The sequence below is a fragment of the Kitasatospora sp. NPDC059088 genome, assembly GCF_042738155.1.
Taxonomy (GTDB): Bacteria; Actinomycetota; Actinomycetes; order Streptomycetales; family Streptomycetaceae; genus Kitasatospora.
Genome location: NZ_JBHYGR010000045.1, coordinates 41,190 through 51,206 on the forward strand (window position 1 = coordinate 41,190; position 10,017 = coordinate 51,206).

8 protein-coding genes are annotated in these 10,017 nt (G+C 71.5%); 2 read left to right on the forward strand and 6 right to left on the reverse strand.

Going from position 1 to position 10,017, the window contains the following annotated elements; all coding sequences use genetic code 11:
* Positions 1-42: 42 nt before the first annotated feature.
* The 6 genes from ACFWXO_RS21405 to ACFWXO_RS21430 form a co-directional block, all read right to left on the reverse strand.
* Positions 43-1,842, reverse strand: a complete 1,800-nt coding sequence (locus tag ACFWXO_RS21405; RefSeq protein ID WP_375888793.1) for a bifunctional metallophosphatase/5'-nucleotidase — start codon at positions 1,840-1,842, stop codon at positions 43-45.
* Positions 1,843-2,087: 245 nt separating this feature from the next.
* The gene (locus ACFWXO_RS21410) at positions 2,088-3,437 is read right to left on the reverse strand and encodes an ATP-binding protein (protein ID WP_375888796.1); all 1,350 of its coding nucleotides are present in this window, start codon (positions 3,435-3,437) and stop codon (positions 2,088-2,090) included.
* 117 nt (positions 3,438-3,554) lie between these two features.
* Positions 3,555-5,129 carry an SCO6880 family protein gene (locus ACFWXO_RS21415; RefSeq protein ID WP_380525373.1) on the reverse strand — a complete coding sequence of 525 codons (1,575 nt, stop codon included), beginning with the start codon at positions 5,127-5,129 and terminating at the stop codon, positions 3,555-3,557.
* Between the two features lie 7 nt (positions 5,130-5,136).
* Complete coding sequence (locus ACFWXO_RS21420) at positions 5,137-6,438, reverse strand: hypothetical protein (protein WP_375888801.1); 1,302 nt, start codon at positions 6,436-6,438, stop codon at positions 5,137-5,139.
* Positions 6,428-7,243 carry a hypothetical protein gene (locus ACFWXO_RS21425; protein ID WP_380525374.1) on the reverse strand — a complete coding sequence of 272 codons (816 nt, stop codon included), beginning with the start codon at positions 7,241-7,243 and terminating at the stop codon, positions 6,428-6,430. The genes ACFWXO_RS21420 and ACFWXO_RS21425 overlap by 11 nt, the downstream gene beginning before the upstream one ends.
* A gap of 167 nt (positions 7,244-7,410) precedes the next feature.
* Positions 7,411-7,761 (reverse strand): hypothetical protein, encoded by a 351-nt coding sequence (locus ACFWXO_RS21430; RefSeq protein WP_375888806.1) that lies wholly within the window; start codon positions 7,759-7,761, stop codon positions 7,411-7,413.
* Positions 7,762-8,009: 248 nt separating this feature from the next.
* Between ACFWXO_RS21430 and ACFWXO_RS21435 the strand changes: the two genes are divergently transcribed.
* Both ACFWXO_RS21435 and ACFWXO_RS21440 read left to right on the forward strand, forming a co-directional pair.
* Positions 8,010-9,167 carry an NlpC/P60 family protein gene (locus tag ACFWXO_RS21435; RefSeq protein ID WP_375888869.1) on the forward strand — a complete coding sequence of 386 codons (1,158 nt, stop codon included), beginning with the start codon at positions 8,010-8,012 and terminating at the stop codon, positions 9,165-9,167.
* A 179-nt stretch (positions 9,168-9,346) separates the two neighbouring features.
* Positions 9,347-10,017 (forward strand): phosphatase PAP2 family protein (locus tag ACFWXO_RS21440; protein WP_380525375.1); only part of this gene is annotated, 671 nt, incomplete at its 3' end.

Here is a 10,017-nt window from a genome sequence, read left to right on the forward strand (position 1 = left end):
CCGTCCCGGGCCCCGTCACCGGGGCCGGTGTCCGGCTCTCGGTCAGTCGATGTCGCTGCCCGGGCCGAGGACCTTGACCCGGTCCTGCGCCGGCGGCTTCAACGGCGAGGCCGCCGAGCTGTGGGCCGTCAGGTAGGCCGTGAAGACGTCCAGGTCGGAGGCGCCGACGAGCTTGTCGGTGCCGGCCGCGAAGGCCGGGAAGCCGTCGCCGCCGCCGGCCAGGAACTCGTTGGCGGCGACCCGGTACTTGGCGGCCGGGTCGACCGGTGCGCCGTTCAGCCGGATCGAGTCCAGGACCACCCGGGCCGCGCCGGTCCTGCGCATGTCCAGGGTGTAGTGGAGGTTCGAGGAGGCCTGGAGGATCTTCGGCGCCGCGTCGTTGAGACCGCTCACCTGCTGCTGCAGCAGCTGGACCAGCTGGGCGCCGGTCAGCGTCTTGACCTGCATCATGTTGGTGAACGGCTGGACGGTGAACGCCTCGCCGTAGGTCACCACGCCGTCGCCCTCACTGCCCGAGGCCTTGTAGACCAGGTCGGAGCGCAGCCCGCCCGGGTTCATGAAGGCCACCTGGGCGCCGCCCTTGTCGGCCGGGGCGAGCCCCTCCAGCTGCGCGTCGGCGATCACGTCGCCGAGCGGCTTCTCCAGGTCGCTGCTGCCCCGGCCGTTGATGTCCGAGGCGATGTAGCCGATCGGCCGGTTGGCCTTCGGGGCGGCCAGCTTGGAGTAGTGGTCGATCAGCGCCGTCATGTCCGGGGCCTTCTCGACCGTGCGCCGCACCACGTGGTTCTCGGCCTTGACCGACGGGCGGACGATCTCGCCGGTGGTCTTGTCCAGCTTCATGTCGATCTCGGTGAACAGCCGGCCGAAGGAGGCGGCACTGGTCACCGAGCGCGGCACGCCGTTGGGGTCGGGGATGCTGCAGGCGTACGCGTTGTGGGTGTGGCCGGTGACGATGGCGCCGACCGCCGGGTCGATCTTCTTCGCGATGTCGACGATCGGGCCGGAGATGCCCTGACCGGCCGCGCCGCAGTCGTAGTTGTAGACGCCGCTGGCCGGGTAGCCGCCCTCGTGGATCAGCGCGACGATCGAGTTGACGCCCTTGGCCTTGAGCTCCGCGGCGTACTTGTTGATCGTGGTGACCTCGTTGGCGAACTTGAGGCCCTTGACGCCCTCGGCGGTGACGATGTTCGGCGTGCCCTCCAGGGTGACGCCGATGAAGCCGATCTTGACGCCCTGCGACTTGGTCACCCAGTACGGCGGCAGCAGCGGCTTGCCGGACTGCTCGTCGGTGACGTTGGCCGACAGGTAGTTGAAGTTGGCGCCCTTGAAGGTCCGGCCGGGCTCGTAGCAGCCGTCGGTCGGGTGGCAGCCGCCCTCCTGCTTGCGCAGCAGCTCCGTCGCGCCCTGGTCGAACTCGTGGTTGCCGACCGAGGTGACGTCCAGTCCGAGCTTGTCCATCGCCTCGATGGTCGGCTCGTCGTGGAACAGCGCCGAGGTGAGCGGGCTGGCACCGACGATGTCGCCGGCCGCGACGGTGATCGAGTCGTCGGCCGGGATCCGCGCCTTGCGCAGCTCGGTGGCCAGGTACTCGATGCCGCCGGCCGGGGTCGAGACCTCCTTGCCGGTGGCCGGGTCGATCTCCTTGATCGTGCCGGAGGAGCCCGCCGGGGGCTCCAGGTTGCCGTGGAAGTCGTTGATCGCCAGCAGCTGGAGGTTGACGGTCTTGTGACGCTTGGCGTTGGCGTCGGCGGCCTGAGCGGCCGTCGGCACGACCACCGTGCCGAACAGACCTGCGGCGGCGACGACGGCGAACGCCGCCCGTCGGGATCTGACGGTGAGCATGAGGGATCCCCTGCACCTCGGAGGAGCACGCGGGCGGCGGAGCGCGCCGGCGCGTGGGCAATGTGTTGCGCGAGTGCAGCCTAGGGTCAACGCGCGTAGCTGTCAGGATGTCGAACGTAACGAGAGGATTACCTGCTGACGAACCACCGCCGTCAGACCGGGACGGACCGCCTGCACACGATCCCCCCGACCCCGCCCGACGCCCGCGGCCCGGTCCCCGGCCCGCCCCCGGCGGCGGCGCCTGCTCAGACCCCCGGCTCGGCCGCCAAGTGCCGCTCGGCCCGCACCCGTTCGGCCACCGCGTCCTCGGTCATCGCGCGGTCGGTGTACACCAGCGGCCGCTCGGTGTCGGTGATGATGTGCTTCACCACCTGCACGTTGCCGTTGACGTCCCAGACCGCGATGCCCGGCGACAGGGTCGGGATGATCTCCACCGCCCAGCGCGGCAGGCCCAGCACCCGGCCGGTGGCCCGCGCCTCCTCGGCCTTCTGCATGTAGATCGTCCGGGTGGAGGCCATCTTCAGGATCGCCGACGCCTCCTTGGCCGCCGCGCCGTCCACCACGTCCGACAGGTGGTGCACCACCGCCACGAAGGAGAGCCCGAGCCGGCGGCCGAACTTCAACAGCCGCTGGAACAGCTGGGCCACGAACGGGCTGTTGATGATGTGCCAGGCCTCCTCGACCAGGAAGATGCGCTTCTTCCGGTCCGGCCGGATCCAGGTGTGCTCCAGCCACACCCCGACGATCGCCATCAGGATCGGCATCGCGATCGAGTTGCGGTCGATGTGCGAGAGGTCAAAAACGATCAACGGCGCGTCCAGGTCGATGCCGTCCGTGGTCGGGCCGTCGAACATGCCGCGCAGGTCGCCGTCGACCAGCCGGTCCAGCACCAGCGCCACGTCCAGGCCCCAGGACTGCACCTCGTCCACCGCCACGCCCAGCGACTCCACCGAGGACAGCTCGGGGCTGCGCAGGGTGTCGATGATGTCGTCCAGCACCGGCTGGCGGTCCGTCACCGAGGCGACCACATGGGCGTGCGCGGCCTTCAACGCGAAGCCCGCCCGCTCCTCCAGGCCGCGCCCCATCGCCACCTCGATGATGGTGCGCAGCAGCGACAGCTGACCGGTCTGGGTGATCGCCGGATCCAGCGGGTTGAGCTTCACCCCGCCGTCCCTGGCCGCCATCGGGTCCAGCCGGATCGACTTTATGCCCAACGCGTTGGCGATCAGGTTCCACTCGCCGACGCCGTCCTCGCCCTGCGCGTCCAGCACCACGACCTGCCGGTCGCGGAACCTCAACTGCCGCAGCACGTACGTCTTCTCCAGCGCCGACTTGCCGTTGCCGGACTCCCCCAGCACCAGCCAGTGCGGGGCGGGCAGCTGCTGCCCGTACAGCTGGAAGGGGTCGTAGACGTACCCCTTGCCGCTGTACACCTCACGCCCGATGATCACTCCCGAGTCGCCCAACCCCGGTGCGGCGGTGGGCAGGTAGACCGCCTGCGCCTGACCGGTGGAGGTACGCACCGGCAGCCGGGTGGTCTCCACCTTGCCGAACATCAGGCTGGTGAACGCGTCGGTGAGGTTGCCGATCGCCATGGGTGGCCTCCTGGTGCCGGCGAGGGGTGGACGGGCGCGGTGGGTGGACGGGGTGGCGCGGTGGATGGACGGGCGCGGTGGGTGGACGGGCCCGGTCCCGGAGGACCGGCGCGGGGGTCAGCGGCGGATGCCGGTGGCGAACGGCAGGGTGTTGACGAAGGCCCGGTGGTGCTCGCGGTCGCACCACTCCAGCTTGAGGTAGCTCTTGCCCGCCGAGGCCCGGATGGTCCGCTTGTCGCGGGCCAGCGCGTCGGGGTTGCGCGAGGAGACCGTGATGTAGCCGACCAGGTTCACCCCGGCCGCGCCGGAGGCCAGGTCGTCACCGCGCTGGTCCACCCGGCCGGTGTGGGCCAGGTCGCGCGGGTCGACCGTGCGGTTCATCTTGGCCGCGCGACTGGCCTCCGCCTCGTCGTTGGTCTTCTCGGTCAGCATCCGCTCGATCGCGACGTCGGTGGGTTCCAGGTCCATCGTCACCGCCACCGTCCGGATCACGTCCGGGGTGTGCACCAGCAGCGGCGCCAGGAAGTTGACGCCCACCGGGGTGAGCGGCCACTCCTTGACCCAGGCGGTGGCGTGGCACCACGGCTCCCGGGTCACCGACTCCCGGGTCTTCGCCGTCAGGTACTGGGGGTGGGTCGCGTCCAGCTCGGCCGGCCAGGCGTTGCGCCGGGACATCGCCTGGATGTGGTCGATCGGGTGGTCCGGGTCGTACATCGAGTGCAGCAGCGAGGACAGCCGGGCCTGGCCCAGCGGCTGGCGCACCCGGATGTCCGCCTCGGCCAGCCGGGCGCAGATGTCGGTCAGCTCGCGGGCCATCACGGCCGCCAGCCCGTCGTCGTCCCGGGCCCGCCCGCCGGTCGCGGTGCGGCCCATCGCGTGCGCCTCGGCGGCCAGGTCCCGGGTGTAGTGCATGCACGCCACCAGGTACGCCCGGTGCTGCTCCGAGGAGGTCGACACCATCGACTGCAGCTGGTCGTACGAGTCCTGCAGCCAGCGCGGCGCGGCGTGGTCGCCGCGGCGCTCGACGTCCTTGGCGTGGGCGTCCGGGTCAGCCGGCAGGGTGCGGGCCAGGATCTGCAGCCGGGTCACGAAGCCGTCCCCGTTGGCGACGTGCTTCAACAGCGTGCCGAACCGGTCGACCAGCGCCTCCTGGTCCTCCGAGTCGCGCAGCCCGACGCCCGGGCCCTCGATCTCGATCGCGGCCGTCACCGTCCGCCGCTCCAGGTGCATCAGCACCCCGACCTCGTCCGGCCCGAACGGCGCGGTCAGCCAGCGCAGCCGCCCCACCCCGGGCGGCGGACCGACCTCCACCTCCCGGCCGTCCATCCGGGTGCCCGCGTCCATCGCGTCCGAACGCCACAGCCCGCGCCCGCTGCGGACCGTCCGGCGGTAGGTGCGGTTGATCTCCACCCACCGGTAGAACGTCCGCTTGCGGTACGGCACGTAGACCGCCGCGATGGCCAGCAGCGGCAGGCCGATCAGACCGGCGATCCGCAGCGCCAGGACCGGCATCAGCAGGCCCCAGAGCATCCCGAGGAACGCCCCGAAGATGATCAGGATGATCTCCCCGGACTCCCGGTTGCGGCCGATCACCGCGTTCGGGCGGGCCTTGCCGATCAGGTAGGTGCGGCGCTGGTGCACGTACGGCTGGGCGTACTGGGCCCCGTACTGGCCGAGCGGTTCGCTGCTCACTTACCCGTCACCCTCCCTTCGCTGGATTGCTGTCGCGGTTCGGAACCGAGGCCTGCGGCGGCGGCCCGGCCTGCGGCGGCGGGGACGGCGTCCGGCCGGCGTGCGCGGCGATGCCGGGCGCGACCGAGCCGCCGCCCGCACCCCCGCCGCCCCCGGCCCCCTGCGGACCGCGGTCGCCGTGGGTGGAGATGCCCTGCTTCATCAGGTTCGCGGTCCCGTTGATCATCGCCGAACCGGCCTGCACCGCACTGGCCCGGGCCCCGCGCATGTTCAGCATCTCGTCGCCGAAGGTCGGGACGAAGCGGTACACCGCGGCGCTCGCGAAGATCGACAGGAACAGGATCGCCAACCCGGACAGCACCCGGGCGAAGTCGTCGTTGGCCCCGGCCCCGGTCGCCACCGCGCCCGCCAGACCCAGGATGATCACGATGATCGGCTTCGCCAGGTCCACCGCCAGCATCATCCCGGCCCACCGGCGCACGTGCTTCCACAACTGCCGGTCCACCAGCCCCGCGTACACCGCCGTCCCCAGCAGCGCCCCCACGTACAGCATCGCCGCCCGGATCACCAGCTCGATCCAGAGCACCGCCGCCGCCAGCACCGCGACCAGCGACACCAGCACCAGGATCAGCGGGCCGCCGCCGACGTTCCCCTTCTCCAGGGTGTCGGCGAACCCGCCCAGGTACGTCCCGGTGTCCGACTTCGTCCCGACCGCGATCGCCTTCGTCAGCCCGTCCGTCACGCTCACCACGGTGAACAGGATCAACGGCGTGAACGCCGAGGCCACCACCGTCAGCCACAGGAAGCCGACCGCCTCCGAGATCGCCGTCGTCAACGACGCCCCGCGCACCGCCCGCTTGGTCACCGCCAGCAGCCACAGCACCAGCGTGATCACCGTCGACACGGCGAACACCACGGCGTACTGCTGCAGGAACGACTGGTTGGTGAAGTCCACCGACGTCGTCCCGTCGATCGCCCCCGACAGGTTCCGCACCACCCACGCCGCCGCCTGCGCACACCCCTTGGCGAGCGACCCGAGCGGATCGGTCACGTTGTTGACGGTGCTGCTCCCGGGAAGGGCGCCGGGTTTGTCCACGCAGAGGATGCCGCTCCCGGAGATCGGCAGATCGGGGCAGTTGGGATTCTGCGTCCCGGTTGGCGTCGGCGACGGCGACGGCTCGGCGAACACCCTCTGGGCGGCCAGCATCGCCGTCAACTGCACGGCGGCGAGGACGCCGGCCAGCGTCCCCGCTCTGCGCGCGGTCGTACGACGTGCGGTCGTTCGGCGTGTGCTCTGGTCAACGGGCATAGCGGAACCCCCCGAACTGCTGGACGGCGCCGGTGATCTCCTCGGCGGTGGCGGCCTGCTGGTCTCCGGGCATCGGCGCGGGGCCCTGCCTGCTGGTGAAGTCGGTCAGCTTCCAGTCGCTCCCCGTCCAGTGGAGCGAGAGCGTGAGGGTGAACCAGTTGGCGGTCACCGGTTGGACGGAGCTCTGGCCGGCGAGGCCGGTGAGGCCGGTGCACCACACCTCGACCTTGGCGTCCTGGTCGGCGTAGGCCGTCGACTTGGTGCCGACGGGGACGGTGCGGCTGACGAAGGTGAGGCCCTTGGGCGCGTGGCCCTGGGCGTCGAGGCCGTAGCGGGCGACGGTGTCGCCGCCGAAGCCCTGGTCCAGCCGGCTCTGCAGGGCCGCGGCGGAGCCCGGGTCGGCGATGGTGGCGACGATGGTGTGGCGGCTGTCGGCGCGGAACATGTCCGCGGAGCCGATCGCCACCGCGTAGTTGGCGGCGGCGGACTGGGCGCCCTGGTCGCTGTGCGGGTAGCCGGAGGCGATGCCGTTGACGGTGGCGCCGACGGGCTGGTCGCCGCTGGGCGCGGGGCCGGCGCCGGAGCCGGCGCTGGGGGCCGCCCGGTCGGCGGAGCTGCCGCCGCTGCCTGGGTCCGGTTTGCCGCGGTTGGCGACGGAGATGGCGACGACGAGCAGGGTGACGACGACGAGGACGGTCAGCAGGGTGCGCAGCGGCCTGGACTGACGGCTGGTCGGCAGTGCGGAGGGCTGTTCGTCGACCGGCAGCCGCGTACGGGTGTGCGGCTGGTCGTCGGACAACGGCACGGCGGCCCTCCTGGTGCGGGGAGCCGGGCGGCTCCGGGGGCCCTCCGTCCGGGGGCGGGCGCGGACGGGGGGTGGGAACGGGGGGTGGACTCCTGGCGGGTCGGCCCTCTGGGGAGGTCCGGGCGGGAACCTGTCGTCAGGCGGGCCGGGTCACTGCTGTCCGATCGTCAGATAGCCATGCCGTAGACAATGGTGAACAGAGTGCCGAGTGATCCAATGATGAACACGCCGGTCAGCCCGGCGATGATCAGCCCCTTGCCCTGTTCGGCTCCGAAGCTGTCCCGCATCGCGGTCGCGCCGATCCGCTGTTTGGCCGCACCCCACACCGCGAGGCCGAGGCAGACGAGGATGGCGACGGCCATGATGACCTCGACCATCACCCGGGCCTCCGACCCGAGGCTGGCGAAGGGGCCCCAGTCCGGGGCGATCCCGCCGATGATGGTGTCGATATTCGGCTTCTTGGGAGGGTCCTCGGCCAGGTGGCCGACCGCATAGGTGTGCACGCTGCTCAGGTTCATTTCCATCTCACCGCCCGATCAGGCAAATTCAAGGGCCCGGACCCCGCCCGCGCGAAGGGTCGGTGCCTATTCTTGGCCAGATCTGATGTCGACTTGGCTACTTCTCGCGGATTGGTCGTGAGGCATCGGACACGTACGCGAGGATGTCCACCGTACGAAGGATAGCGCTCACTCTTTGTATCTCTGATGATTGCGGTGAGCAACGCCTTCCGGGACACTTCGACTGACGATTCGTCGGGATGGTGCTGATGGTACTCCGGAAGGCCGGTACGGCCGCCGCTGCGGCGGGAGTTGTCGCGTTCGGGTTCCTCGGTCTGGTGACGATGGGGACGTATGCGGCGGGTGGGACACCGCAACTGGCGGCGAATCGTTCCGCCCTCTCCCCCGGCACCGTTCCGGCGGCCTACCAGGACGCGATCCAGAAGTGGGGCTCGCTCTGCCCGGAGATCTCCCCGCCGATGCTCGCGGCGCAGCTGTACCAGGAAAGCGGTTTCGACCCCAAGGCCCAATCCGGCGTCGGGGCACAGGGAATGGCGCAGTTCATGCCGGGCACCTGGCCGATGTACGCCACGGACGGTGACGGGGACGGCAAGAAGGACGTCTGGAACCCGTACGACGCGATCGCCACCGCGGCGGTCTACGACTGCGCGCTCGCCAAGGACGTGGCCGGCGTGCCGGGCGATCCGCAGGCCAACATGCTGGCCGCCTACAACGCCGGCCCGTACGCGGTGACGTCGAACCGGGGCGTCCCGCCGTACAGGGAGACCCAGGGGTACGTGCGGAACATCCAGGCGATGGCCCGGAGCTTCGCCGCGCCGACCGCGCCGGTGGAGGTGTCCGCGCAGTCGGCCGCCGCGATCTACTTCGCGCAGACCAAGCTCGGCACGCCGTACCTGTGGGGCGGGGACGGGGCGGCCTGGCAGAACGGGCGGTTCGACTGCTCCGGGCTCACCGTGGCCGCGTTCGCCACCGTGGGCATCGCCCTGCCCCGGGTGGCCAACGACCAGTGGTACGCCGGACCGCACCCGTCACGGGATCAGCTCCGGCCGGGCGACCTGGTGTTCTTCGCGACCGACCTGAGCGATCCGCGGAGCATCCACCACGTGGGGATCTACGTCGGCGGCGGCTACATGATCAACGCGCCGCACACCGGGGCGGTGATCCGCTACGACAAGATCGACACCAAGGAGTACATCGGGGCGACCCGGGTCACCACGGACGGCGCCCAGGCGCTGCCGACGCGCAACAACACCAGCGGCGCGGTCAACGCCCCGAGCCGCCCGGGCACGACGGCCCCGACCCCGACCCCGACCGCCCCCGGCAGCCGGCCCGCGGCCGCCGCACCGGCCGCCCCGACGGCCGCGGGGCGGGTCAACGGGGCCGCCGCAACCGGTGGGACCGGCTGAGTCGTCCACCGATCTGTGTGCGGCCTGTGGACGCTGAGTCAAGTTTCCATAACCGCGCGTTTCCGTGGAACGCTGGGTCCCGGCGATGACGTTGGGTCCGGTGGTCCCTCGTCAGCTTCGCCCGCCGGGCGGGCCCCGGCGGGATCGAACAGGTGCAGCGGACCAGAAGGAGGTGCGGCGTGTCGACGCCGCTTGCCGACACGACCAACCCCGACCTCGGTCTGCTCTACGCCGTCAACGGCCTGGCCAAGCGCTCCCCGCAGTGGCTGGACCACGCGGTGTCGTGGATCGGCGAGTACGGCATCCTGATCGGCCTCGCGCTGCTCGGGCTGGTGGGCTGGCTGCAGGCCAGACGCCGCCCGGACGCGCCGGTGGCGATCGCCGGGCTGCTCTGGGTGCCGCTCTCGGTGGCCGTCGCCGAGCTGGCCAACCTGCCGATCGCCGCGATCGTGGACCGGCCGCGGCCCTTCGTCGACCACCCGGGGCTGCTGGTGCTGGTGGACGGCAAGGCCGGCACCCACTCCTTCGTCAGCGACCACTCGACCATGACGATGGCCGTGGCGGTGGCGCTGTTCCTGGTGAACCGGAAGCTGGGCTGGATCGCCGGGGGCCTGGCCCTGCTCCAGGGCTTCTGCCGGATGTTCATGGGCGTCCACTACCCGACGGACGTGATCGGCGGCTTCGCGCTGGCCGTCGCCGTGGTGCTGCTGCTGGCGCCGATCGCGATGGCGGTGCTGGTCCCGTTCTGCCACGCGCTGACCCGGACGGGGGGGGGGCCCCCGGGGGGGGGCCCGGCGCGCGGGGGCGGCCCCCGCCCGGGGCCCCCGCCGCGCGGGCGGGGCCCCGGGGC

Excerpts from the sequence above, each read along its gene's own strand:
- ACFWXO_RS21430 (WP_375888806.1), bottom strand. The coding sequence starts at position 7,761 with ATGAACCTGAGCAGCGTGCACACCTATGCGGTCGGCCACCTGGCCGAG.
- ACFWXO_RS21435 (WP_375888869.1), top strand. The coding sequence starts at position 8,010 with ATGGTACTCCGGAAGGCCGGTACGGCCGCCGCTGCGGCGGGAGTTGTC.
- ACFWXO_RS21420 (WP_375888801.1), bottom strand. The coding sequence starts at position 6,438 with ATGCCCGTTGACCAGAGCACACGCCGAACGACCGCACGTCGTACGACC.
- ACFWXO_RS21405 (WP_375888793.1), bottom strand. The coding sequence starts at position 1,842 with ATGCTCACCGTCAGATCCCGACGGGCGGCGTTCGCCGTCGTCGCCGCC.
- ACFWXO_RS21410 (WP_375888796.1), bottom strand. The coding sequence starts at position 3,437 with ATGGCGATCGGCAACCTCACCGACGCGTTCACCAGCCTGATGTTCGGC.